Below are 23,906 nucleotides of genomic sequence, written 5' to 3'. Positions count from 1 at the left end.
GGTACCCTTCAGGGGCCGATTCCCGCGCGGGGCGGCACGACACCGGAGAGTGAGCGCATGCGCCTGCTGCTAATCCGTCACGGCGAGACTCCCACCAACGTGGACCGCCTGCTGGACACCGCCGTCCCCGGCCCCGGCCTGACCGCGCTCGGCGAGCGGCAGGCCGCGGCCCTGCCCGATGTCCTCGCCGACGAGGACATCGACGCCCTGTACGTCTCCACCCTGGTGCGGACCCGGCTCACCGCCGCGCCGCTGGCCGCCGCCAGAGGCCTGGACATGATCGTCCGCGCCGGCATCCGGGAGATCTCCGCCGGTGACCTCGAACTCCTGCCGGGCGAGTCCGAGCAGGGCGAGCGGTACATGCGCACGGTGTTCGCCTGGGCGGCCGGAGACCTGGAGCTGCGCATGCCGGGCGGCGAGAACGGCACCGAGTTCCTGGCGCGCTACGACGCCGTGGTGGCCGAGGCCGCGGCCAGCGGCGCCCGCACCGTCGCCCTGGTCAGCCACGGCGCCGCGATCCGCACCTGGACGGTGGCCCGCGCCCTCAACGTCGACGTGCCCTTCGCCGGCTCCCACCGCCTCGCCAACACCGGCGTCGTCGTCCTCGACGGCTCCCCGTCCGACGGGTTCAAGGCCCTGACGTGGGCGGGCGCGACCGTGACACCCGCGGGCGACGGCGGACCGGCCGGCGAGCCGCTGGACACGGCGGGATGATCCCCGACCTGCGGGGACCGCGCGGATAAGGGTTTGCGGCATCCGGCGGGCGGCCCGCAGAATGCACCCCCATGGGACATCTGGAAGCCGCGCACCTCGAGTACTACCTCCCCGACGGGAGGGCGTTGCTCGGCGACGTCTCCTTCCGGGTGGGCGAAGGGGCCGTCGTGGCCCTGGTCGGACCCAACGGCGCCGGCAAGACGACCCTCCTGCGACTGATCTCCGGCGAGCTCAAACCGCACGGCGGCACCGTCACCGTCAGTGGCGGGCTCGGCGTGATGCGCCAGTTCGTGGGCTCCGTACGGGACGAGACGACCGTACGCGACCTGCTCGTGTCGGTGTCCTCGCCGCGCATCCAGGAGGTCGCCAAGGCCGTCGACAGGGCCGAACACGCGATCATGACCGTCGACGACGAGGCCGCGCAGATGCAGTACGCGCAGGCCCTCTCCGACTGGGCCGAGGCGCACGGGTACGAGGCCGAGACACTGTGGGACATGTGCACCACGGCCGCTCTCGGCGTGCCCTACGACAAGGCGCAGTTCCGTCAGGTGCGCACCCTGTCCGGCGGCGAGCAGAAGCGGCTGGTGCTGGAGGCGCTGCTGCGCGGCGCCGACGAGGTGCTCCTTCTCGACGAGCCCGACAACTACCTCGACGTGCCCGGGAAGCGGTGGCTGGAGGAGCGGCTGAAGGAGACCCGCAAGACGGTCCTGTTCGTCTCCCACGACCGCGAACTCCTGTCCCGCGCCGCCGAGAAGATCGTCTCCGTGGAGCCGGGACCGGCCGGCGCCGACGCCTGGGTGCACGGCGGCGGCTTCGCCACCTACCACGAGGCCCGGCGGGAACGCTTCGCCCGGTTCGAGGAGCTGCGCCGGCGCTGGGACGAGAAGCACGCCCAGCTCAAGAAGCTCGTCCTGAACCTCCGACAGGCCGCCTCCATCAGCCATGAGCTGGCGTCCCGCTACCACGCGGCACAGACCCGCCTGCGCAAGTTCGAGGAGGCTGGCCCGCCGCCCGAGCCGCCGCGCGAGCAGGACATCACCATGCGCCTCAAAGGCGGCCGTACCGGCGTGCGGGCGCTCACCTGCGAGGGCCTGGAACTGACCGGCCTGATGAAACCCTTCGACCTGGAGGTCTTCTACGGCGAACGGGTCGCCGTCCTCGGCTCCAACGGCTCCGGCAAGTCGCACTTCCTGCGCCTGCTGGCCGGCGACACCGTGGCGCACACGGGGGAGTGGAAGCTGGGCGCTCGGGTGGTACCGGGCCACTTCGCGCAGACCCACGCCCACCCCGAGCTGCTGGGCCGCACCCTCCTGGACATCCTGTGGCAGGAGCACTCCCAGGACCGGGGCGCGGCGATGTCCCGGCTGCGCCGCTACGAACTGACCCAGCAGGCCGAGCAGGCCTTCGAGCGGCTCTCCGGCGGCCAGCAGGCCCGCTTCCAGATCCTGCTGCTGGAGCTGGAGGGTGTCACCGCCCTGCTCCTCGACGAGCCGACCGACAACCTCGACCTGGAGTCGGCCGAGGCCCTCCAGGAAGGGCTGGAGGCCTTCGACGGCACGGTCCTCGCCGTCACCCACGACCGCTGGTTCGCCCGCTCCTTCGACCGCTACCTGGTGTTCGGCAGCGACGGCCGGGTCCGTGAGACCCCGGAGCCGGTGTGGGACGAGCGCCGCGTGGAGCGCGTCCGGTAGCGGCGGGCCGGACGCTCCGGCCGGCGCGGACGCCGACGGGTGACGTCCGTGGGGTGGGCCCACGCGTGCCGGGAGGCGCCGTCCCGGACGCAGGCCCGGGGACCGGAATGTTCGTACAGTGGAGGCAGGAAAGCGAGATCCATGGCTCCTCCCGGATGCCGGCCGGATGTCTGTGCTCCCCCGGGGGTACTCGGGCCCCATGGACGAACACGACGAGTGGGGCACCACGATGACCGGAGTCGACCCCGACCGGCTGGACGACCAGCAGCTCATGAAGGAGCTGGAGACCATCCACCGCACCCGCCACGACACCCTCCTGCACGGCTCGAACGACGCCCTGCGCGCCCACAACGACCGGATGGCGAAACTGGAGGGCGAGTACCTGCGCCGCAACCCGCGCCGCTTCGTCTCGCCGGGCCGCACCCGCGACGGCGCGCGGGAACGCACCGGGCACGCCGACGGCACGGACCGCTCGGGCACCCCCGTCGGCAAGTGGGGCCCCGGCACGGAGAACGGCCCCGGCCGGGCCTGAGCCCCGCCGGAGCCGCTCCACACCGACCGCCACCGACGGTCCGTCCCCGAGGAGCCGCTCAGACGGCTTCTCGGGCGAACACGTCCAGGTAGGTCTCGCAGAACGCCTTCAGATCGTCCGGCTTGCGGCTGGTCACGAGCTTGTTCGGCCCGTGGTCGCACACCTTGACCTGCTCGTCGACCCAGGTGCCGCCCGCGTTGCGGATGTCCGTCCGCAGGCTCGGCCACGAGGTCAGCACCCGGCCGCGTACGACGTCCGCCTCGACCAGCGTCCACGGGGCGTGGCAGATCGCGGCGACCGGCTTGCCCTGCTCGAAGAACGCCTTGACGAAGGCCACCGCCTTCTCGTCGGTGCGCAGGAAGTCGGGGTTCGCGACCCCGCCCGGCAGCACCAGTGCGCCGAAGGAGTCCGCAGAGGCCTCGCCGGTCACCTCGTCGACCGGGAAGGTGTCCGCCTTGTCGAGGTGGTCGTAGGCCTGGACCTCGCCCGGACCGGTCGACACCAGCACGGGTTCGTGTCCCGCGTCCTTCGCCGCCTGCCAGGGATCGGTCAGCTCGACCTGCTCGACGCCCTCGGGGGCCGTCAGAAACGCGATGCGCATGATCGTTCAACGTCCTTTCTGGTGGTTCCGCTCAGGCCCCGCCCCTGGTCAGGGTTTCCGCCAGCTTCTGCACGGTGGCGTAGCGCTGCTCGTTCGGCAGCCGCCGTACCGCCTCGACGAGGGTGTCCGGCGCGTTCTTGCGGCGCAGGGCCCCGGCAAGCTCCTGGGGGCCTGCGGGAAACGCGGTGCGGCCCAGGACGCGGGCCAGTTCCAGCCGTACGGTCGCCAGCGACGACCCCGCGTTCCCCGGCGCCACCGGTCCGCCGAAGAGCGGCGGGTCGTCCTCGGCGGACGGCTCGGGGTCGTGCCACTCCTCGGACCGCGTGGGGTGGCCGGACCTGAGCAGACCCTGGAGTTCGTTCTTCATCTCGTCGTCCCGGTGGACACTCAGCCGGTCGCTGCCTCGCTGCATGGCTCCCTCCAGATCCTCGGGTTCCGCCCCACCGCGTACCCGGGGGACGGGGACCGACACGAGGCCATCGCCGCCGGTCTCGTGAACGAGGTCACTTCCGCTCGCGCCCCGGCAGGAACTCCTGCACCTTCGCCTTGAACCCCTGCTTCAGCATCGAGCCCGCGTCCGCGTCGCCCCGCAGGATGGACGCGGCCGTCGCCTCCATCTGCTCCCAGGTCGCGTGCGGCGGGACCGGCGGTACCGCCGGGTCGGTGAGGAACTCCACGACCGCCGGCCCGTCCGCCTCCAGTGCCGTACGCCAGCCCGCCTCCACGTCCTGCGGCTTCTCCACCCGCACCCCGGTGAGCCCGAGGCTGCGGGCGAACTCCGCGTACCGCACGTCGGGAAGCTCCTGCGACGGCAGGAACGACGGGGCGCCGCCCATGGCCCGCAGCTCCCACGTCACCTGGTTGAGGTCCCGGTTGTTCCACACGGCGACCACCAGCCGCCGGTCCAGCCAGCGGTCCTGGTACTTCGCCGCCGTGATCAGCTCCGCCAGTCCGTTCATCTGCATCGCCCCGTCCCCGACCAGCGCGATCACCGGCCGGTCCGGATGGGCGAACTTCGCACCGATCGCGTACGGCACCCCGCAGCCCATCGTCGCCAGCGTGCCGGACAGCGAGCCGCGCATGTCGCCGCGCATCGTCAGATGCCGCGCGTACCAGTTCGCCACCGAACCCGAGTCGCAGGTGACGATCGCGTCGTCCGGCACCAGGGGGTCCAGGGCCCGCGCCACGTACTCCGGGTTGATCGGATCGGCCGACACCTGCGCCCGCCGGTCCAGCACGTCCCGCCAGTGGCGGACGTTGTCGCACACCGTGTCGTACCACTCGCGGCCCCGCGTGTCCTCGGACGTGAGCATCGGGATCAGCCGCCGCAGGGTGGCCCGCGCGTCACCCACCAGGTTCACCTCGTACGGGTACCGCATGCCGACCATGTGCGGATCGAGGTCGATCTGCACGCCTCGCGCCTTGCCGAACTCCGGCAGGAACTGCGTGTAGGGGAACGAGGAGCCGATCGTCAGCAGGGTGTCGCAGTCGCGCATCAGCTCGTACGACGGCCGGGTGCCGAGCAGGCCGATCGAACCGGTGACGTACGGGAGTTCGTCGCTGAGGACGTCCTTGCCGAGCAGCGCCTTGGCCACCCCGGCGCCGAGGAGTTCGGCGATCCGCTCCACCTCCGCGCGGGCCCGCGCCGCTCCCTGGCCGACCAGGATCGCCACCTTGTCGCCGGAGTCCAGGATCTCCGCCGCCCGCCGCAGCGACTCCTCCGACGGGACGGTCGTCCACTGGCTGCGGTCCAGGCTGGAGGGCACCATCTTGAACTCGTGGGTGGGTGGCGAGTAGTCCAGCTCCTGCACGTCCCCGGGAATGATGACCGCGGTCGGGCAGCGCCGGCCGTACGCGGTGCGGATCGCCCGGTCCAGGACGTTCGGCAACTGCTCGGGGACCGTGACGGTCTCCACGAACTCCGAGGCGACGTCCTTGAAGAGGGAGTGCAGGTCGACCTCCTGCTGGTACGACCCGCCCATCGCGGTGCGGTGCGTCTGCCCGACGACGGCCAGGACCGGCACATGGTCCAGCTTCGCGTCGTACAGGCCGTTGAGCAGGTGGATGGCGCCCGGTCCGGAGGTCGCCGCGCACACGCCGAGACGACCGCTGAACTTGGCGTAGCCGACCGCCTGGAACGCCGACATCTCCTCGTGCCGGGACTGCACGAAACGCGGCTGGTCGTCGGCCCGGCCCCAGGCCGCCAGGAGCCCGTTGATGCCGTCGCCGGGATAGCCGAAGACCTGTTCCACACCCCACTCGCGCAGCCGTCGCAGGACGTGATCGGCGACTTTGGTCGTCATGGAAGGGTCCTCCCTGGGCATGGGGCGGCACGGGACCGCGGGCGTGTTCCGGGTGACCCGGCGGGCCGCCGGAAAACCTGGCCGGGCGCCGCGTACGCGCGGCGCAAGGGCCGGGGCCGGTTCCGTCGCCTCTCGGGCCGGGTCACCCGATCGGGTGCGGCCGTCCCGCCAATGGACCGTGGCCGCGGGCGGCGACGGGCGGGGCGGGCTGTGATGGCCTCGGGGCACGGAGATGTGCCTCGCAGTCGTCGGCCGAAGGAGCCGTGCCATGCGCCGCACCGCCCGTGTCCTGTCCGTCGCCGCCCTGGCCGGTGCCGTGCTGACCGGCGTCGCCCCGGCCGCGTCCGCGGACCCGGCGGCGGAGATCAGCCCGGCCACGGCCGCTCCCGGAAGCAGCGTCACCGTCACCGTGACCTGCGACCCCCTCGGCGCGCCCGCCCCCGGGACCATCGACGCCGACTCGGACGCCTTCGAGGAGGGCACCGTCAAGCTCGCCCTGGAACCCGGCGGCGACGAGTTGACCGGCCCCGCGTACCGGGGCACCGCCCGGATCGCCCCGGCCGCGGACCTCGACGTACCGGCCGACGCGGTCGGCGAGGACTCCGCGTGGACCGTGGACGGCACCTGCCCGGCACCGCCCGGCGGCCAGGGCGGCCCGTGGAGCGCCACCTACGACGTCTCCCGCGCGGGCGGGAGCGCGGGACCGAGCGCCCCGACCTGCGCGCCCTCGCACCCCACGGGCTGCGGCACTCCCCAACCGTGCGCGTCCGACCACACCACCCCCCGCCACCCCGCATCCTGCCCCACCGACCCCGCGCCCCAGCCCTCCTGCCCCACCCCCCACGACACCGCCTCCCACGACACCGGGTGGCACGGCACCGCCTCCCGCGACACCGCGTGGCACGGCACCGCCTGCCCCGGCGCGCCCGTCCAGCACGGCGTACACGCCGGGACCGGCGGCACCTTCACCGACTCCGTCCCCGCCCTGGTCGCCGGCGGACTGCTGATCGCCGGCGCGCTCGGCGCCGCCGTCCACCGGCTGCGCCGCCGGGACCGCACGGCGGGCGCCTGACCCCGCCCGGCCCGCTGTGAGCGGCGCGACACCGGCCCGCGGTCATGGGCCGACGGCACCCGGGGTACTCGACACCCCGAGGGCCCGCCAGGCCCCGGACGCCCGTCACGCATCACCCGGTACGCGGACGAAGTCCCGCCGCCGCACGGCGAGTCCGGCGGTCGGCGGCACCACAGGGCAGCAGGCAGCGACGGCGCGGAGGACGGGATGCGGGGCACGGAACCGGAAGGGCACGGCCCCGTCCGCTACGGGCCGGCGCCGCCCGTGGACGGCCTGCCCGTACTGCCCGAACTCGCCGCCGTCCTCGCCGCGGCCGCCGAACGCGCCGACGGCGAGCCCGTCGGCGGCGGCCGGGCCCTCCTGGACGCCGCATGCGGCTACTGGGAACGGCGCGGCACTCCGACCGGAGCGGACCGGGTCGTGGCCGGGCCCGGCGCCCCCGCCCTGCTGGTCGCGCTGACCGCCGCCGTCGGGGGCGACGTCCTGGTGCCGAGGCCCTGCGCCGCCTGGTGGGCGCCGTACGCACGCCTGCTGGGACGGCCCGTCTACCATGTGCCCACGCCCGCCGAGTGCGGTGGCGTCCCCGACCCCTACGCCCTCCTGGAGACCGTGCGCCGGGTCCGTGCCGAGGGCGGCGACCCACGGCTGCTGGTGCTGTCCGTCGCCGACGACCCCACCGCCACCGTCGCCCCGCCCGAGCTGCTGCACGATGCCGTGGAGGCCGCCGCCGACGAGGGCCTGCACCTGATCAGCGACGAGACCTGGCGCGACACCCTGCACGCCCCGCACGACACCGTCCTGGTCAGTCCCGCCGAGATGCTGCCCGAACGGGTCACCGTCGTCAGCGACCTCGCGGGCGCCCTGCTGCCCACCGGCTGGCCCGCCGCCGTCGCCCGCCTCCCCGCCACGACCACCGGGGACGACCTCCACGCGCGCGTCCTCGACGTCCTCACCGCGCTCGACGCGCGCGTCGCCGCCCCCGTCGCCGCGGCAGCCGCCTTCACCCTGACCGAGCCCGAGCCCGTCACCACGCGCGTGGAGACCGCCGTACGCCTGCACGCGCGCGTGGCAGCCGCCGCGCACAGCGCCGTCGTCGCCGCGGGCGCCCTCGCCCTGCCACCGCGTTCCGGCCGACACCTGTACGCCGACCTCGCGCCGCTGCGCGAGGAGTTGGCGGCGCGGGGCGTCGGCGACGCACAGGATCTGGAGGACCTGCTCACCGCCCGGCTCGGCATGCCCGCGCCGGGCGGCCACCGCTTCGGAGACGATCTCGGGGCGCTGCGCGTACGGCTCTCCACGGGCATGCTGCTGGGCGGCACGCACGCGCAGCGCGCGGAATGCCTCCGGTCACCCACACCGTTGGAACTGCCACACGTGCAACGCGCGTTGAACCATCTGAGGTCGGTCCTCGACGATCTCCGTGACGACGCTCAGCGATGGGAGCCTCCTCGATGACGCAGCAGTCCGAGTCGACCACCCCCAGGGCTGTGCGGGACACCGGTGCCCCGCCGGTCGAGTCCCCCGCGGCCCTTCCCGTCCCGCCGCTCCCCGAACCCCGCCCGCTGGACGAACGCCGGGTGTGGCCGCGCTCCTTCCACGACCGGCTGACCGCCCCGCTGCCCGGCCTCAAGGCCCTCGCCCGCTTCGCCCGCGAAGGCGCCGTACGGCCGGGGAAGGAAGGCCTCGCCGACGTCCCGCGACTGCCCTTCGAACCGGGCCCGCTGCCCCGCGTCGACACCCGCACCGTCGCCGTCACCTGGGCCGGGCACGCCAGTTGGGTGGTGCGGATCGGCGGCCTGACCGTCCTGACCGACCCGGTCTGGTCCCGCCGCATCATCGGCACCCCGGCCCGCATCACCCCCGTCGGCGTCCCCTGGGAGACCCTGCCGCCCGTCGACGCCGTCGTCATCAGCCACAACCACTACGACCACCTCGACGCCCCCACCCTGCGCCGACTCCCGCGCGACACTCCCGTGTTCGTGCCGGCCGGGCTCGGGAACTGGTTCCGGCGCCGCCGGTTCGTCCGTGTCACCGAGCTGGACTGGTGGGAGGCGGCCGAACTGTCCGGCGTCCGCCTCGACTTCGTACCGGCCCACCACTGGTCCAAGCGCAGCCTCGTCGACACGTGCCGCACCCTGTGGGGAGGGTGGGTGCTCACCGACCGCGACGGACAGCGGGTCTACTTCGCGGGCGACACGGGCTACGGCCACTGGTTCTCCCGCATCGGCCGGCGCTACCCCGGAATCGACCTCGCGCTGCTGCCCATCGGCGCCTACGACCCCCGCTGGTGGCTCAGCGACGTCCACTGCGACCCGGAGGAGGCGGTACGGGCGGCACGCGACCTGGGGGCACGCCGGATGGCCCCCATGCACTGGGGCACCTTCGTCCTCTCCGCCGAACCCGTCCTCGAACCCCTCACACGAGTGAGGGCCGCCTGGGAGAAGGCCGGCCTGGCCCGCGAGGACCTGTGGGACCTGCCGGTGGGGGGCTCGCGGGTGCTGTGACGCTCCGCCGGGGAGGGGGAAGCCCGGCTCCGGCGGACACGGAGACTCAGTCCGGCTGAGGGCCTTCAGGCCGGCTCAGGGCGCCTCAGGCGCGCGCGGAACCGCGCGCCCGGTCGGAACACCGCGCGCCCGGTCGGAACCGGCCCCCCGCTCCCGCCCGCGAGCCCGCCCCGCTCCCGCCCGCGAGCCCGCCGCGCCCCGCTCCCGTCCGACCGGCCCCGCGGCCCTCAGCCGGCCGACCGTTCACGCATCCGGCGCCACAGGCCCGGCACCAGGCTGAGGAGCAGCGTCAAGGCCACCGCCGCCACGACGCCCTCCCACGGTTCCGGGAACAGCGAACCGCCGAGTATGCCGATCAACTGGTAGGTCACCGCCCACGCCAGGCAGGCCGGGAGGTTGCCGCGCGCGAACCGGCGCAGCGGCCACTCGGCCATCAGGCACGCCAGCATCACCGGGATGCGGCCCGCGGGCACCAGCCGGGACAGCACCAGCACCGCCGTACCGTGGTCGGCGAGCTTCTCCTGGGCCTGCGCGAGCCGCTCCTCCGGTGCCCTCGACCGGATCGCCGCCAGCCAGCGCGAGCCGTTCTTCGACCGCATCCCTCGCCGGCCCAGCCCGTACAGCGCCGCGTCCCCGCAGAACGCGGCCAGCGACGCCGTCACGAACACCAGGGCCAGCGAGAACGGCGCCGTCTGGTGGAACGCGACCACGGCCGCCGAACTCACCAGCGCCCCCGTCGGCACGACCGGCACCAGCGCGCCGATCAGCACCAGCAGGAACAACGACGGGTAGCCGAGCGCCTGTTGGGTGGCCTCCGTCGGCACGACCGTCGTGACGGCGGCCAGCGGCGTCATCGGGCGACCTCGGGACACACGCTCTCCCCGTGCCCGAGCCGGTGCACCACCACATCCGGCGCGCGCTCCGCCGCCAGGCGCACGAACTCCTCGCCCGGCGCGTGGAATTCATGAGGGCGCACGGCGTCCATCCCGATCGGCCAGTACGTGCCGTAGTGCACCGGCACCGCACTGCGCGGCGCCAGCCGGGCCAGCGCCTCCGCGGCCCGCCCCGCGTCCAGGTGCCCCTCCCCGAGGTACGGCCCCCAGCCGCCCACCGGCAGCAGCGCCACGTCGACCCGGCCGACCTCCTCGGCCATCGACTCGAACAGGCCGGTGTCCCCGGCGAAGTACGTCCGCGCCTCGCCTTCCACGACGTACCCGAGCGCGGGGGAGCGGTGCCGGCCCACCGGCAGCCGCCGCCCGTCGTGCAGCGCGGGCACGGCGCGCACGCGCAGGTCGCCGACGGTCGTCTCGTCGCCCGGCGCGACCTCGGTCAGCCGCAGATGGGCCAGACGCCGCAGGCCCGGTACGGCGCGCGGCGCGCCACGGGGCACCAGCAGGCGGGTGCCCGGCGCCAGCCGCGCCAGCGAGGGAACGTGCAGATGATCGGAGTGCAGGTGCGACACGAGCGCCACGTCCGCCCGCCAGGCGTCCGGCGGGGGCAACGCCCCTCGACGTCGCCGCAGATGCGCCAGCCGACGGGCGAACAGGGGATCGGTGAGCACACGCACGTCCGAATCCGTGATCGTGCAGGTGGCGTGACCCCACCAGGTGATCTCCACCGGCACCTCTTTACCCCCTTCGCGCGACTCCCCGAAGCCTACGGGCAGGAGTAGGGTCGGCGGCGAAACCCGGAGGTGAGGGGGACCCCATGGGACCGGTGCGGGTCACGGCGATCGCGAGTCTGACGCCGCTGGAGGAACTGGACGCCGATCCCTTCCTGGTGGACTCCCGCAGCCAGCACGCGATGTGCGCGCGGTGGGCCGCGGAACAAGGTTACGTCGTCAGCCGCGAGCTGCTGGTCCGCGGGCTGCGGCCGGACCACTGCGTGCTGTGGGACGGTGTCAGAGCCGGCGTCGACCTCTTCGTCGCACCCAGCCGGCGGGTGCTGGAGAGCGCCCTGTCGTCCGTGGAGGAGTTCGCCCGGGAGTGCGCGCGGCGGGGGGTGCGGGTGGAGACGGTGGGCGTCGCCGAACCCGCCTACGACGCCCAGATGAAGGCGCGGGTGCACCGGAGACTGTCGATGCCGACGGCGGGGTACGACGGGCGCTGATCGCTCGAGGGCTCTCCGCGGCTTCGCGTCGGCGGCCCGCGTCCTCGGCTTCGTGTCCGGGGGACGCGGTGCTGTCCGTGGGTGTGCCGTGCCCGGTCGCGCGCACGTGGCGGAGCCGCACGGCGACACCGGCCCGCGCCGCTCGGGACGCCGCCGGCGCCCCAGCTTCAGGGGAGGGCCGCGGCTCTCCGGATCCGGTGGCCCTCGGCCGTCCGTGTGACAGGGTGGTGGGCACAGGGCCGCACCGATGACGGGCCGGGACGTGAGGTGTACGGGGCGTGGGCGAGGGGCGTTGGCGGCGGGCCGTCAGTCAGGCCGGGCGGAGCGTCGCGGTGTGGGGCGTGTCCACGGTCACGATGCTGGTGCTCGCGGGCGTCCTGCCCGACTTCCGGCTCCAGTCGCCCGACGGGGACAGCGCCACCACCATAGCCGTCACCGCGGCCGCCGGGGCCGGTGTCTTCGGCGTACTGTCGGCGCTCGCCTGGCCGCTCCTCGTCCGCCTGCTGCTGCTCGTGCCGGCGCTCGTCCTCGGCCTGCTGGTGTTCTTCCTCAACGGCTCGCTCCTTCTGCTGGCTCTGCGGCTGAACCCGTCGGGGCAGAGCGAGGCCGCCCCCGAGACCGCCGTCATCGTGGCCGCCGTGATGTCCGCCGTCGCCTCCGCGACCGGCGGCGCCCTCGCCGTGCGGGACGACGAGGCCTACCGGCGCCGCCTGTACCGCCTCGCCGACCGCCGCCGCGGAGGCGGGCCGACCTGCCCCGCCACCCACGGCACCGTCTTCATCCAGCTCGACGGGGTCGGCCACGACGTGCTGGCCGCGGCCGTCGTGAAGGGGCTGATGCCGACCGTCGCCAAGTGGCTGGGCGCCGGACCGGAGGCGGCGGCCAGCGCCACCCACCGCCTCACCCCCTGGCGCACCGACTGGTCCAGCCAGACCGGGGCGAGCCAGCTCGGCATCCTGCACGGCAGCAACTTCGACGTGCCCGCGTTCCGCTGGTACGAGAAGGACAGCCGGGAGGTGATGGTCTGCAACCGTCCGACCAGCGCCGCCGAACTCCAGCGCCGGGCCGTGCAACGCACCGGCGACGGCGGGCTGCTCTCCGCCGACGGCGCCAGCCGCGGCAACCTCTTCGGCGGGGGCGCCGGCGAACAGGCCCTCGTGCTGTCCATCGCCACCCGCCGCCGCAGCCGCGCGACCCGCTCGCGGGCCGGATACTTCGCCTACTTCTCCGACCCGGCCAACGCCGTCCGCACCGCCCTGTCCTTCGTGGCGGAGGTCGGCCGGGAGATCGGCCAGTCCACCCGCGCCCGGCTGCGCAAGCAGCGTCCCCGCGTGGCCCGCGGCGGCCTGTACCCGTTCATCCGCGCCTTCGCGACCGTCGTCGAACGGGACGTCGTCGTCGCCGCGGTGACGGGCGACATGCTGGCCGGCCGCAGCGCCGTCTACGCCGACCTGGTCGCCTACGACGAAGTGGCGCACCACTCCGGACCGCTCGGCCGCGACGCCGAGCGGGTCCTCGCCCGCCTCGACCGGTCCCTGGCGCTCATCGAGAGCGTCGCCGAGCACGCCCCCCGGCCGTACCGCGTCGTCGTCCTGTCCGACCACGGGCAGAGTCCCGGCGAGACCTTCCGCGCCCGCTACGGCCTCACCCTCGCCGACCTGGTCCGGGCGGGCTGCGGGCTGCCCGTGCCGCGCCGGGCGCGGCGCACCCACAGTGGCGCCGAGGCGCGCGCGGCCGTCCGGGCGGCGCTGCGCAGGCCCGTCGAGGAGGGCGGCGAACAGCACCGCCCGGCCCGCCGCTCGGAGCCGATCGTGCTCGCCTCCGGCAACCTCGGCCTGGTGTCCTTCCCGGACGTGCCGCACCGGATGAGCAAGGAGGAGATGGACGCCCGCCACCCCGCACTGCTGCCCACGCTCGCCAACCATCCCGGCATCGGCTTCCTGCTCGTCCGCAGCGAGCAGCACGGCGGGGTCGTGCTGGGCGCGTACGGCGCGGAGATACCCGTCGACCGGCTCGACGAGGAACCGGGGCCGCTGGCCGTGTTCGGGCCGGGTGCCGCCGAGGCCGTGCGCCGCACCCACTCCTTCCCGCACACCGCCGACATCATGGTCAACTCCTTCCACGACCCGGCCGACGGCGAGGTCCTCGCCTTCGAGGAACAGATCGGCTCGCACGGCGGCCTCGGCGGCGCCCAGGCGAAACCGTTCCTGCTGTCCCCCCTCGCCCTGTCCGCACCGGTCGAGGACGGCGAGGACCTGACCGGCGCCGAGCAGGTCCACCGCGTCCTGCGCCGCTGGCTGCGCGAGGCGGACGGGCCCCAGGTGCCGCTGGAGACGGCGGGCGAGGAGCGGGCGGCCTGAAAATCGGCTGCGACCACGGATCCGTACGCACACACTGTTCGTGAATCGCGCACCCGCGCGCCCGCCCGGACCCCCAGGAGTCGCTGCGTGCAGGCAGCCGTCACCGTCACTCCCTCCCGCATACCGGAGCTGCTGCTCGGCCTCGCCACCGTGCGGCCCGTGTTCCTCTGGGGCGCACCCGGCATCGGGAAGTCCTCCCTGGTGCGGGACTTCGCCGCCTCCCTGGGCCTGGAGTGCGTGAGTCTGCTGGGCACCCAGCTCGCGCCCGAGGACCTGATCGGCGTGCCGCAGATCCGGGACGGGCGCTCGGTGTTCTGCCCGCCGGAGGCGATCGCCCGCGACGAGCCGTACTGCCTGTTCCTGGACGAGCTGAACGCGGCCACACCGGACGTGCAGAAGGCGTTCTACTCGTTGATCCTCGAGCGCCGGATCGGGAACTACGAACTGCCGAAGGGCTCCATCGTCATCGGCGCCGGCAACCGGGCCACCGACAACGCCCTCGCCCGCCCGATCGCCTCCGCACTGGTGAACCGCCTCACCCACGTCCACCTGGTGGCCTCCGCCGCGGACTGGCTCGTCTGGGCGGCGGACAACGGCATCCACCCGTGGGTCCTGGACCACCTCACCGACCGGCCCGACCACCTGTGGTCGAAGCCGCCGAAGACCGAGGAGCCGTTCTCCACGCCCCGCTCCTGGCACATGCTCTCCGACGCCCTGCACTCCTTCGGCCGGGACCTCGACGAGGACACCCTGAGGGTCCTCGCGCACGGCACGCTGACCCCCGCGCACGCCACCGCCTTCTGCGGCTACGTCAAGATCGTCCGCAGCCGGTACGGCATCGAGGCCGTCATCAAGGGCGACGCCCCCTGGCCGCACCGTCCGCAGGACCGCGATCTGCTCTACTACCTCGCCGAGTCGTTCCGCGGCCGGCTGGTGAAGGAACTGCCCGCCGTCAAGGAGCACATGTCGGCGAACGGCCGGCAGACCGCCTACCGCGCCAAGTCGCTGCTCGTGCAGCTCGCCGAGATCTCCGTGGAGGTCGCCCAGAGCGTCATCGCCCCGGACGCCGACGGCAACCCCGTGCTGCCCGCCTGGTTCCTCATCGAGGCGGCCCGGGACATGCCCCGCCTGGTGGAGGCCCGCCGGTGAGCCGCGGCCGGGGCGGCCGCAGGAAGCGGGACCTCGCCGGTGAGGCGTTCGCCGAGGGCATGCGGCTGATGCGCGCCAACCCGGCACTGGCCGCCGTCGACTTCGACGCCTGCCGGCACGTGGACTGCGACCTCGCGCCCCGGGACGGCCTCCTCCGCGTCGACTCCGACGGCAGGGTCCACGCCCGGCCCGACCGGATCGCGGAGCCCGCCCGGTGGGCGTGGTCGCTCGCCCACGCCGCCCTCCACCTCGGTTTCGGGCACCTCCCGGCGGACAAGGGCGAGCGGGTCCAGCCCGACCGGTACCAGCGGGCCGCCCGCTGCACGGTCGTCAACCGCTTCCTGCTGACGTTCCCCGTCGGCGCCGCCCCCGACGACCTGCCGCCGACGTACCCCGACGGCGACGAGGAGCAGCTCGCCGACCGCTGGCGGCGCACCGGCCTCCCGGCGGCCTACGAACACTGCGGAACGGCCGGCGCCGAACCCGACCAGTTGCTGCTGCCGTGGGACGGCTGGCGTTTCGCGCAGCCGCCCGACCGGCAGCTGGCGTTCGCGACCGCCCTCACCCGGACGGTGTCCGCCGCGATGGACGTGGCGGGCGGCCGCCGCGACGGTCCCGACGGTGAGCCGCCGGGCCGACGCCCCTGGGAGAAGGCGCTGAGCTGGTTCATCTCCTCGTACCCGCTGCTGGGCGGCATCGCGGCCGGCATCACGCTCGTCGCCGACGCCGAGATCGCCCGCGCCCACGGCATCTCCGTCGCCGCCGTGAACGCGGAGGCGGGCGAGGTGTACGTCAACCCCGTACGGACGTTCGAGGACGAGGAATGGCGGTTCGTCCTCGCCCACGAACTGCTGCACGCGGCCCTGCGCCACGGCGACCGCTGCGGCACCCGCGACCCGTACCTCTTCAACGTGGCCTGCGACTACGTCATCAACGGCTGGCTGCGCGAGATGCAGGTCGGCACCATGCCCGAAGGACTGCTGTACGACCGGGAGCTGGCCGGCCTGTCCGCCGAGGAGGTCTACGACCGGATCGCCGGCGACCTGCGCCGGATGCGCCGCCTGTCCACCCCGCGCGGCAAGGGCGTCGGCGACGTGCTCGGCGCCCCGCTCGGTCCGCCCCGTGACCATGTCGACCTCGACGGCTTCTACCGGCGCGGCCTGGCCCACGGCCTCGACCTGCACGAGCGCCAGGAACGCGGATACCTGCCCGGGGGCCTCGTCGAGGAGATCCGCGCGCTCAGCCACCCACCCCTGCCCTGGGACGCGCTGCTGGCCCGTTGGTTCGACGAGTTCGTGCCCCGGCCCGAGCCGGTGCGCACGTACGCCAGGCCCGCGCGCCGCCAGGCCTCCACGCCCGACATCCCACGGGCGGGCCGGTACTTCCCGCCCGAGGAGATCGCCCGCTGCACGTTCGGCGTAGTGCTGGACACCTCCGGCTCGATGGACCGCACCCTCCTCGGCAAGGCGCTCGGCGCCATCGCCTCCTACGCCGAGGCGCGCGACGTACCCGCCGCCCGGGTCGTCTTCTGCGACGCGGCCCCGCACGACGCGGGCTACCTGCCGGTCACCGACATCGCCGGCCGGGTCAGGGTGCACGGCCGTGGCGGCACCGTCCTCCAGCCCGGCATCGACCTCCTGCACCGGGCGGACGACTTCCCGCGCGGCGCTCCGGTCCTCGTCATCACCGACGGCGCGTGCGACGTCCTGCGGGTCCGGCGCGAGCACGCGTATCTGATCCCGCAGGGCCGCCACCTGCCGTTCACCCCTCGCGGGCCGGTCTTCCGGGTGCGGTGACGGCGAGTGTGATCGGATGGGCAGGGAAACCCGTCCTACGGGAAAACCATGCGAAAGGAACAACCGTGGCCACCACGCGCTCCGCACACACCGTCTGGGAAGGCAGCCTCATCGAGGGCAACGGGGTCGTCACCTTCGACTCCTCCGGTGCCATCGACGAGCAGCCCGTGACGTGGGCCGCCCGCACCCAGGAGGCGAACGGCAGGACCAGCCCGGAAGAGCTGATCGCCGCCGCCCACTCCAGCTGCTTCTCCATGGCGTTCTCGCACGCCCTGGCCGGTGCCGGCACCCCGCCCACCAAGCTGGTCACCTCGGCCGACGTCACCTTCCAGCCGGGCGAGGGCATCACCGGCATCCACCTCACGGTGGAGGGCACCGTGCCGGGCCTCGACGCCGACGCCTTCGTCGCCGCAGCCGAGAAGGCCAAGGTCGACTGCCCGGTCTCCCAGGCCCTGAAGGCCGTACCGATCACCCTGTCCGCCAAGCTCGCCTGAGCCCGCGGGCACCCGGCCGGTCGCGCGGTCCGCACGACCGGCCGGGTGCCCGGGATCCGGTGCGTCCGCGAGGAAGACGAATGACACGACCCGCCGTCTCCGCCCATCGCGGCGGCAGCGAGCACCGTACGGCAGCCACCCTCGAGGCGTACGAGGACGCGCTCTCCTCGGGCGCCGAGTACGCCGAGTTCGACATCCGGCGCACCGCCGACGGCGTCTTCGTCGTCCACCACGACCCGCGCGCCGGGAGCGACGGACCGCCGCTGTCCCGCATCACGTACGCCGAACTGCGCGCGCGGACCGAACACCGTGTGCCGCTCGTCGAGGAGGTCATGGCGCTGGTCGCGGGAAAGCTGATCGGGCAGCTGGACCTGAAGGAGACCGGCCACGAGCGGGAGGTGATCGACCTCGCCGTGGCTCTGCTCGGCCGTGACGGGTTCGTCGCCACGACGCTGGAGGACCGTTCCGTCGCCGCGATCACCCGCGGCTTCCCCGGCGTGCGCACCGCCCTGTCACTGGGGCGCGACCGCCGGGAGGTCGGGATGGCCCGGCTGGCCGGGATCCGCGCCGGCGAACTCTTCCCGACACGACGCCTGCGGGCCTGCGGGGCGCACGGCGTCGCCGTCCACCAGCGGCTGGCGCGCGCCACCGTGCTGCGCGGGGCGGCCCGGCAGGGCCTGTTCACCCTGGTGTGGACGGTCAACGACGACGCCGGACTGCGGACCTTCCTCGCCGATCCCCGAGTGGACGTGCTGGTCACGGACCGGCCGTGGCACGCCGTGCGGCTGCGCGGCGAACCACGCCGCGACCTTCCGGCGGGCAGCGCGTCCCGGTGACCCCTCCCGGCGGTCGCGCGGTGGTCGAACTAAACACGCGCAGGACGGCACTCGCCAGGTGCTCCCTCGACGACGAGGCCGGTGCAGACCGGAGCGGTCGGCGCCCCGGCGGGACCGTGGGACTACGGTCCGGTGTATACGGTCGGCAGTGTGGCGCATACGGCGTTCAGAACGGACGCGTACGGTGTGCCGGCGCCGGTCAGCCGGGAACGGAGCCGCTCCAGGCCCGCGCGATGCCCGGTGAGCAGGCGGGTGTCGCCGGTGCGGGCGGCGAACTCCAGTACCGCGGGCAGGAAGTCGGGCAGCTCCTCGCCGGTCAGCTCCAGCCCGTGCCGCCGGTAGAGGTCCTCGAAGCGGCCGGGGGAGATGCCGTCCCGCCGGTCGTGCTCGTCGTACCACCGGCTCAGATGAAGGCCGGTCCGGTCCTCGGAGCCGAACACCCGCGTGTAGTGCACGGCCAGCTCCGCCCGTGGCGTCACGGCCGCGTGATCGGTGAACTCCCGCAAGGGCGGGGCCGCTTCACGCACCAGGGGCAGCCGCGCGTACAGGTCGTCGTCGGGATACGTCAGACAGAGCGCGGCAGCCTGGTACAGCACGGCGTCCGAGGGCATCACGCCTCCTTCGCGGGGCGCACGCGCGGGGGAGCGGATGCCGGTGCCGCCGCGCCCGATGTCGCCAGGCCCGATATCGCCACGCTCGATGTCGCCGCTCCCGGTGGCTCGGCGGACGGTGGCGCGGCGGGCGGTGTCTCCGTGCAGGTCACAGGACGCTCCCTTGCTCGCCCCTGTCCCGAACCTAGGTGCGGGCGCGGCGGCGCACCCGTTCACGGCGCCCGTACGGGTCACCCCGCGCCGGGCGACCCGGGGCGGCGTACCTCACGCGCGGCCCCGGCACGCGGCGGGGCCGGCCGTCCGGCACCCGGCGTCTCAGGGCTTGCGGGCCACCCCCGCGTACACCGGCACGATGCCCTCCGCCTGGAGAGCCACGTCCTCGGGGTCGGGTCGCCAGCCGGAGACCGGGATCACGCCCGGACCGAGCAGCTCCAGACCCTCGAAGAAGCGGGAGAACTCCGCCAGCGAGCGCGGGTGGAAGGGGGTGCCGCCGCGCCGGAAATGGTTCGCGGCCTTCTCGATCGCCTCCGGGTTCAGATCGGGGGTGACCTGCGAGAGGATCAGGTGACTGCCGGGCGCGAGCGCGTCGACGTACCGCTTCAGCAGCCCGTACACGTCGTCGCCCCCCGGGTCCTCGCCCAGGTAGTGGGTGAGCGCGACCAGTGACAGCGCCACCGGCCGGTCGAGGTCCAGGAAGTCGGCCGCCCGGCGCAGCAGCGTGCCGACGTCCCGGACGTCGGCGTGCACGTACTCGGTGGCACCCTCGGCCGAGCCGTGCAGCAGCGCCTGCGCGTGCCGCAGCACGATCGGGTCGTTGTCGGCGTAGACGACCCTCGATGTGGGGTCGACGCTCTGCGCCACCTGATGCAGATTGGGCTCGGTCGGGATGCCCGTACCGATGTCCAGGAACTGGCGGACGCCCGTCTCGGCGACGGTGCGCACGGCCCGCTGCATGAACCGGCGGTTGGCGCGCGCCCCGCGCAGCACCGTTCCGTCCACGGCGAGGATCCTGCGGGCCAGCTCCTCGTCCACGGGGTAGTTGTCCTTGCCGCCGAGCCACCAGTCGTACACCCGGGCCGGATGCGGCCGGCTGGTGTCGATGCGGACGGCGGCCTCGGACTCGGATCCGGTCATGCGCGTCTTCTCCTGGTGAGGGGGCGAGCTGGAAGGGTCGAAAAGGTGGCGGACTCAAGAACTCCCCGCGGACTCAGAACTCCCCGCGGACGTCCCGCAGGAGCTTCATCGTGTCCTGCGCCGACGCGGCGTGCGTCGTCATGTGGTCGAGGACCTCCAGGTGCGCGGAGACCTCCCGGCGCGAGTCCAGGTACAGGGCGCCGGACAGATATTCCGTGACGACCATGTCGGGCAGTTCGGGTTCGGCGAAACGGAACAGCGAGAACGGCGCGGACGTCCCCGGGTGCGGGCCGCTCGCGAACTCCGCCACCTGCAAGGTGATCCGGTCCCGCTCCGCGAACTCCAGCAGCTTGTCGATCTGTTCGTACATGACGTCGGCGTCGACGCTGACCGGTCGGCGCAGGACCGTTTCGTCCAGTACGGCCCACAGGTGCGGCGGGTGGGGGCCTTCCAGCAGCTGTTGCCGGGCCAGCCGCAGTGACACGTGCCGCTCGATGGCCTCCGGGCTCGTCCGGCCGACCGTCCCGGCCTCCAGCACGGCTCGCGCGTACCGCTCCGTCTGCAACAGGCCCGGTACGAAGTGGGGTTCGTACGAGCGGATGAGCCGGGCCGCGCCCTCCAGGCTCACGTACAGGCTGAACCATTCCGGCAGCACGTCGTGGAAGCGCTGCCACCAGCCGGGCCGATTCGCCTCCTCGGCGAGGGTGACGAAGGTGCGGGACTCCTCCTCGGCCACCCCGTACGTCTCCAGCAGCACCTGCACGTAGGGGATCTTCAGGGAGACCTCGGCCGTCTCCATGCGCCGCACGGTCGCCGGGGCCACCCGCAGCGCGCGGGCCGCCTCCTCGCGGCTGAGGCCCGCCGCCTCGCGCAACTCCTGTAGCCGTCTGCCGAGCACCACCTGGCCCACCGTGGGTGCGGGTCGCCGCTCACTCACGCCACGTCTCCCCTACGTGTCGAAGCACGCCGGTCAGTGTGTCATGTTCCGGCCGTGCCGCGACAGGACCGGCGGGAGGGGACGCGGGGTCGTGCGGAGGGTCTCCGGCGCGTCGCGTCACGGCGGCCCGTCCGCGGCCCGGCGCATTACCTCGTGGGTCATCGACGGCGGCCCGCGCGGACGGGATCGTGGAGGCAACGGGCTCCGGGGCGGCGCACTCCGCTCCGGAACCCGTCCCCAGGGGAGTGGCCCTGAGTGTGCGCCGGCTCATCAGCGGGTTCAGCTCACCAGCGAGTGCAGGTACTTGACCGTCGCCGGGTCGGCCGGGAGCAGCGTCTCGACGGCCAGTTCGGCGACCGTCACGTCCATCGGCGTGTTGAACGTGGCGATCGACGAGATGAACGACAGCGTCCGCCCCTCGTGCTCGATCACCATGGGCAGCGCGAAGTACGGCACCGGCTCAGCGGGTTCCGTCTCGGGCGCCGATTCGGGAACCGGATAGGCGGCGACCTCCTCGTACAGCGCCCGCAGCGGCGGGGAGCGGTGGAGGGCGATCTGCCGTTCCATCTGGGCCAGCAGATGCCCGCGCCACTCGGACAGGTTGCGGATGCGCGGCGCGAGGCCCTCCGGGTGCAGCGTCAGCCGCATAGCGTTCAGCGGCGGCGCGAGCAGTGACTCCGGGAGGCCGTCCATCAGCATGGTGATCCCGCGGTTGGCCGCCAGCACGTTGTACGTCGCGTCCACCACCAGTGCCGGATACGGCTCGTACCCCTGGATCAGGCGCTCCAGGCCGGCGCGCAGCGCGTCCAGCGCCGGATCGTCCAGCGGGGTCTCGCGGTAGCGGGGGGCGTAACCGGCCGCCACCAGCAGGGCGTTGCGCTCGCGCACGGGCACGTCGAGGTGCTCGGCCAGTCGCAGCACCATCTCCTCGCTGGGCCGGGAGCGGCCCGTCTCGACGAAGCTGATGTGCCGGGCCGAGGAGTCCGCGCGCAGCGCCAGTTCCAGCTGGCTGACCTTGCGCCGCTCCCGCCAGGCCCGCAGCAGGGGGCCGACGCCCCGGTCGGCGGGGGCGGCGGAGCCCGAGGTGCCGGTCGCGAGAATGGTCATAGGGACGACCGTAGCCGAGCGGCGGGCGGAAGGCCGCGCCGCGCCGCGCACCGGGCCGTACGCCCTAACGCCCGCACCCGCACCCCGAGGAACGCCCGCGCCCGCACCCGCACCCCGAGGAACGCCCGCACCCGCACCCCGAGGGTTTCCCGCCCGGACGGCGGGAACCCTCCCGACCAGGGCCGCCTCGGCTCTCCTGTGGCAGGCTGAACGCGTACCCGACACCCACCCACCCCACGGAAGGGAGCCAGGTCATGGCCGTCGCACCGCTGTCGCAGGAGGAGATCGACGACCGGCTCGCGGAGCTGCCCGGCTGGTCCCACGACGCCGGCCGCCTCACCCGCTCCTACCGCCTCGCCTCCCACCTCGCCGCGACCGCCCTGGTCGTCCATGTCGCCCAGGTCCAGGAGGAGTTGGACCACCACTCCGAGCTGACCCTCGGCTACCGCACGGTCTCCCTCGCGGTGCACACCCACAGCGCGGGCGGTGCCGTCACCGACCTCGACTTCGAGCTGGCCCGCCGGGTGCGGGACCTGGCCCCGGCGCACGGCGCGCACTGAGACGCACCGCGGACGGGAAGGGGGGAGCCGCGTGCTGGACTACGACGAGGAAGCCGCACGCTACGACGCCTCGCGCGGCGGCGAACCCCGCGCGGCAGCCGCCGCGGAGGCCGTCCTGGCCCTCCTGCCGGACGGGACACGCGGTCTGCTCGACATCGGCTGCGGCACCGGCATCGTCACCCGCAGGCTCGCCGCGGGGCGCGACGGCCTGCGGGTGACCGGCGTCGACCTCGCCGCGGCGATGCTCCGCCGGGCCGCGGTACGGCTCCCCGGTGCCGTGGTGCGGGCCGACAGTCGCCGACTGCCGTTCCGCGACGGGGAGTTCGACGCGGTCAGCAGCGTGTGGCTGCTGCATCTCGCCCCGACCGACGCGGACGTGCGGGCGATCGTCGCCGAGTGTGCGCGGGTGCTGCGGCCCGACGGCGTGTACGTCACCACCGTCGACAAGGCCGCCTCGCACAACGTGGGCAGCGACATCGACGCCGTCCTCGCCTCCCGACCGCCCAGCGCGGCCCGTGACGGGGCGGCGCTCGTCGAGTCGTACGCCGTCGACCGCGGTCTCGTCCCCGCGGGCCAGGGCCGCTTCCGCGGCCGGGGCCAGGGGCGCAGCCCGCGCCGCACCATCGCCGACCTGCGGCGGGGCTGGTTCGTCACACTGCCGCCGGGCGAGCCGCCGGCGGAGGCGTTCGCCACGCGGCTGGCCGCGCTGCCCGACCAGGACCGGTCCCGACCCGACCCCTGGTTCACCCTGAAGGCGTACCGGAAGCCGGGGAGAACGCCGACGGGCGTGTGACGTGCGCGATCCAGTCGGTCGCCCAGGTGTCCACGCCGTCGGCCGAAGGCTCGCTCCCGGTGGGCCACCGTCGCCGATTCCCCGACCGCACGAACCGCAGGCGAGCGGCCGTTCTCATGCGCGGTCCCCCGTGGTTCCTGCGGGCATCGAGTCCGCCACGTAGGCGGCGAGGTTCGGCACTTCGGGGACGAGCAGATGCCGCACCCACGCGTCCCGCTCGTGCAGGAGGGGCGGCAGCTCCCAGACGCAGCCGATCCACGGGCGGTCCGTCGTGACGAAGTGCGCCGGGTCTCGGTCCGGGCAGCCCAGGACCGGCTGGCCCGCCGCCGCGCCCCTGAAGTGCAGGACGTTGTCCCAGACCCAGCTGTAGGCGTTGAGGTAGGCGCCGTCGTCACCGCCCCGGTGCAGCACGACGAACGTGGCCGGTGGTGTCCCGTCCGGCTCCGGCAGCAGCTCGGGCAGGATCGCGTACGCCGCCCGCTGCACCTCGGGCGCGATCCCCGCGGGGTCGGTGGTGACGTGGTAGCGCTTGATGCTCCGTCCCGCCACCTCGATCGGCGGCGGCACGGTCAGCAGTTTCTCGGTGAAGGTCATGGCGTGACG

At 74.0% G+C, this 23,906-nt stretch carries 24 protein-coding genes; 14 read left to right on the top strand and 10 right to left on the bottom strand.

Annotated features, from left to right (window positions below):
- Positions 1-57 precede the first annotated feature (57 nt).
- The 3 genes from ACZ5Y0_RS21320 (at position 58) to ACZ5Y0_RS21310 (ending at position 2,937) form a co-directional block, all read left to right on the top strand.
- The gene (locus ACZ5Y0_RS21320; RefSeq protein ID WP_469130252.1) at positions 58-714 is read left to right on the top strand and encodes a histidine phosphatase family protein; all 657 of its coding nucleotides are present in this window, start codon (positions 58-60) and stop codon (positions 712-714) included.
- A 71-nt stretch (positions 715-785) separates the two neighbouring features.
- Positions 786-2,405 carry an ABC-F family ATP-binding cassette domain-containing protein gene (locus tag ACZ5Y0_RS21315; protein WP_469130251.1) on the top strand — a complete coding sequence of 540 codons (1,620 nt, stop codon included), beginning with the start codon at positions 786-788 and terminating at the stop codon, positions 2,403-2,405.
- Positions 2,406-2,604: 199 nt separating this feature from the next.
- On the top strand, positions 2,605-2,937 hold the full coding sequence (locus ACZ5Y0_RS21310; RefSeq protein WP_469130250.1) for a DUF6158 family protein: 333 nt from the start codon (positions 2,605-2,607) through the stop codon (positions 2,935-2,937).
- 58 nt (positions 2,938-2,995) lie between these two features.
- Here the strand turns inward: ACZ5Y0_RS21310 and ACZ5Y0_RS21305 are convergent, their stop codons facing one another.
- The 3 genes from ACZ5Y0_RS21305 to ACZ5Y0_RS21295 form a co-directional block, all read right to left on the bottom strand.
- Positions 2,996-3,538: a type 1 glutamine amidotransferase domain-containing protein gene (locus ACZ5Y0_RS21305; protein WP_469130249.1), complete on the bottom strand. Its 543-nt coding sequence runs from the start codon at positions 3,536-3,538 to the stop codon at positions 2,996-2,998.
- A gap of 31 nt (positions 3,539-3,569) precedes the next feature.
- On the bottom strand, positions 3,570-3,950 hold the full coding sequence (locus ACZ5Y0_RS21300; protein WP_469130248.1) for a DUF2795 domain-containing protein: 381 nt from the start codon (positions 3,948-3,950) through the stop codon (positions 3,570-3,572).
- A 91-nt stretch (positions 3,951-4,041) separates the two neighbouring features.
- Entirely contained in the window at positions 4,042-5,841 is a 1,800-nt protein-coding gene (locus tag ACZ5Y0_RS21295; RefSeq protein ID WP_469130247.1) for a thiamine pyrophosphate-requiring protein, read from the bottom strand.
- Positions 5,842-6,109: 268 nt separating this feature from the next.
- Here ACZ5Y0_RS21295 and ACZ5Y0_RS21290 point away from each other — a divergent pair, with 268 nt between their 5' ends.
- The 3 genes from ACZ5Y0_RS21290 to ACZ5Y0_RS21280 all read left to right on the top strand — a co-directional run bounded on the left by ACZ5Y0_RS21290 (position 6,110) and on the right by ACZ5Y0_RS21280 (position 9,417).
- Positions 6,110-6,913: a hypothetical protein gene (locus tag ACZ5Y0_RS21290; RefSeq protein ID WP_469130246.1), complete on the top strand. Its 804-nt coding sequence runs from the start codon at positions 6,110-6,112 to the stop codon at positions 6,911-6,913.
- A 207-nt stretch (positions 6,914-7,120) separates the two neighbouring features.
- Positions 7,121-8,368 (top strand): aminotransferase class I/II-fold pyridoxal phosphate-dependent enzyme, encoded by a 1,248-nt coding sequence (locus tag ACZ5Y0_RS21285; protein WP_469130245.1) that lies wholly within the window; start codon positions 7,121-7,123, stop codon positions 8,366-8,368.
- On the top strand, positions 8,365-9,417 hold the full coding sequence (locus ACZ5Y0_RS21280) for an MBL fold metallo-hydrolase (RefSeq protein ID WP_469130244.1): 1,053 nt from the start codon (positions 8,365-8,367) through the stop codon (positions 9,415-9,417). The genes ACZ5Y0_RS21285 and ACZ5Y0_RS21280 overlap by 4 nt, the downstream gene beginning before the upstream one ends.
- 227 nt (positions 9,418-9,644) lie before the next feature.
- Here ACZ5Y0_RS21280 and ACZ5Y0_RS21275 read toward each other — a convergent pair whose 3' ends face one another.
- Positions 9,645-10,271: a DedA family protein gene (locus ACZ5Y0_RS21275; RefSeq protein WP_469130243.1), complete on the bottom strand. Its 627-nt coding sequence runs from the start codon at positions 10,269-10,271 to the stop codon at positions 9,645-9,647.
- Positions 10,268-11,041 carry an MBL fold metallo-hydrolase gene (locus ACZ5Y0_RS21270; RefSeq protein ID WP_469130242.1) on the bottom strand — a complete coding sequence of 258 codons (774 nt, stop codon included), beginning with the start codon at positions 11,039-11,041 and terminating at the stop codon, positions 10,268-10,270. Before ACZ5Y0_RS21270 ends, ACZ5Y0_RS21275 begins: the two co-directional genes overlap by 4 nt.
- 83 nt (positions 11,042-11,124) lie before the next feature.
- On the opposite strand from ACZ5Y0_RS21270, the gene ACZ5Y0_RS21265 reads away from it, so the two are divergent.
- The 6 genes from ACZ5Y0_RS21265 (at position 11,125) to ACZ5Y0_RS21240 (ending at position 18,161) form a co-directional block, all read left to right on the top strand.
- Positions 11,125-11,526, top strand: coding sequence for a hypothetical protein (locus ACZ5Y0_RS21265; RefSeq protein ID WP_469130241.1), 402 nt, complete (start codon positions 11,125-11,127; stop codon positions 11,524-11,526).
- 278 nt (positions 11,527-11,804) lie between these two features.
- Positions 11,805-13,886 carry a phage holin family protein gene (locus tag ACZ5Y0_RS21260; protein ID WP_469130240.1) on the top strand — a complete coding sequence of 694 codons (2,082 nt, stop codon included), beginning with the start codon at positions 11,805-11,807 and terminating at the stop codon, positions 13,884-13,886.
- 87 nt (positions 13,887-13,973) lie between these two features.
- Positions 13,974-15,035 carry an ATP-binding protein gene (locus ACZ5Y0_RS21255; protein ID WP_469130239.1) on the top strand — a complete coding sequence of 354 codons (1,062 nt, stop codon included), beginning with the start codon at positions 13,974-13,976 and terminating at the stop codon, positions 15,033-15,035.
- Positions 15,036-15,094: 59 nt separating this feature from the next.
- Positions 15,095-16,831, top strand: coding sequence for a vWA domain-containing protein (locus tag ACZ5Y0_RS21250; RefSeq protein ID WP_469130365.1), 1,737 nt, complete (start codon positions 15,095-15,097; stop codon positions 16,829-16,831).
- 65 nt (positions 16,832-16,896) lie between these two features.
- The gene (locus ACZ5Y0_RS21245; protein ID WP_469130238.1) at positions 16,897-17,325 is read left to right on the top strand and encodes an OsmC family protein; all 429 of its coding nucleotides are present in this window, start codon (positions 16,897-16,899) and stop codon (positions 17,323-17,325) included.
- A gap of 80 nt (positions 17,326-17,405) precedes the next feature.
- Positions 17,406-18,161 carry a glycerophosphodiester phosphodiesterase family protein gene (locus tag ACZ5Y0_RS21240; protein ID WP_469130237.1) on the top strand — a complete coding sequence of 252 codons (756 nt, stop codon included), beginning with the start codon at positions 17,406-17,408 and terminating at the stop codon, positions 18,159-18,161.
- Positions 18,162-18,283: 122 nt separating this feature from the next.
- On the opposite strand, the gene ACZ5Y0_RS21235 is transcribed toward ACZ5Y0_RS21240, so the two are convergent.
- The 4 genes from ACZ5Y0_RS21235 to ACZ5Y0_RS21220 all read right to left on the bottom strand — a co-directional run bounded on the left by ACZ5Y0_RS21235 (position 18,284) and on the right by ACZ5Y0_RS21220 (position 21,950).
- A complete protein-coding gene (locus ACZ5Y0_RS21235) occupies positions 18,284-18,772 on the bottom strand; it encodes a nitrate reductase molybdenum cofactor assembly chaperone (RefSeq protein WP_469130236.1) in 489 nt (162 codons plus the stop codon).
- Positions 18,773-19,087: 315 nt separating this feature from the next.
- Positions 19,088-19,906: an SAM-dependent methyltransferase gene (locus tag ACZ5Y0_RS21230; protein WP_469130235.1), complete on the bottom strand. Its 819-nt coding sequence runs from the start codon at positions 19,904-19,906 to the stop codon at positions 19,088-19,090.
- A gap of 73 nt (positions 19,907-19,979) precedes the next feature.
- Positions 19,980-20,843, bottom strand: a complete 864-nt coding sequence (locus ACZ5Y0_RS21225; protein WP_469130234.1) for a helix-turn-helix domain-containing protein — start codon at positions 20,841-20,843, stop codon at positions 19,980-19,982.
- Positions 20,844-21,122: 279 nt separating this feature from the next.
- Entirely contained in the window at positions 21,123-21,950 is an 828-nt protein-coding gene (locus ACZ5Y0_RS21220; RefSeq protein ID WP_469130233.1) for a helix-turn-helix domain-containing protein, read from the bottom strand.
- Between the two features lie 254 nt (positions 21,951-22,204).
- Between ACZ5Y0_RS21220 and ACZ5Y0_RS21215 the strand changes: the two genes are divergently transcribed.
- Together ACZ5Y0_RS21215 and ACZ5Y0_RS21210 are read left to right on the top strand one after the other, a co-directional pair.
- Positions 22,205-22,510, top strand: coding sequence for a 4a-hydroxytetrahydrobiopterin dehydratase (locus tag ACZ5Y0_RS21215; protein WP_469130232.1), 306 nt, complete (start codon positions 22,205-22,207; stop codon positions 22,508-22,510).
- Between the two features lie 31 nt (positions 22,511-22,541).
- Positions 22,542-23,303, top strand: coding sequence for a class I SAM-dependent methyltransferase (locus ACZ5Y0_RS21210; protein WP_469130231.1), 762 nt, complete (start codon positions 22,542-22,544; stop codon positions 23,301-23,303).
- Positions 23,304-23,417: 114 nt separating this feature from the next.
- On the opposite strand, the gene ACZ5Y0_RS21205 is transcribed toward ACZ5Y0_RS21210, so the two are convergent.
- Positions 23,418-23,897 (bottom strand): hypothetical protein, encoded by a 480-nt coding sequence (locus tag ACZ5Y0_RS21205; RefSeq protein WP_469130230.1) that lies wholly within the window; start codon positions 23,895-23,897, stop codon positions 23,418-23,420.
- Positions 23,898-23,906: the final 9 nt, after the last annotated feature.

The organism is Streptomyces sp. NPDC033216 (assembly GCF_055577115.1).
The sequence above is the reverse complement of the archived record's forward strand: the minus strand, read 5'-3'. Positions and strand labels throughout refer to the sequence as shown.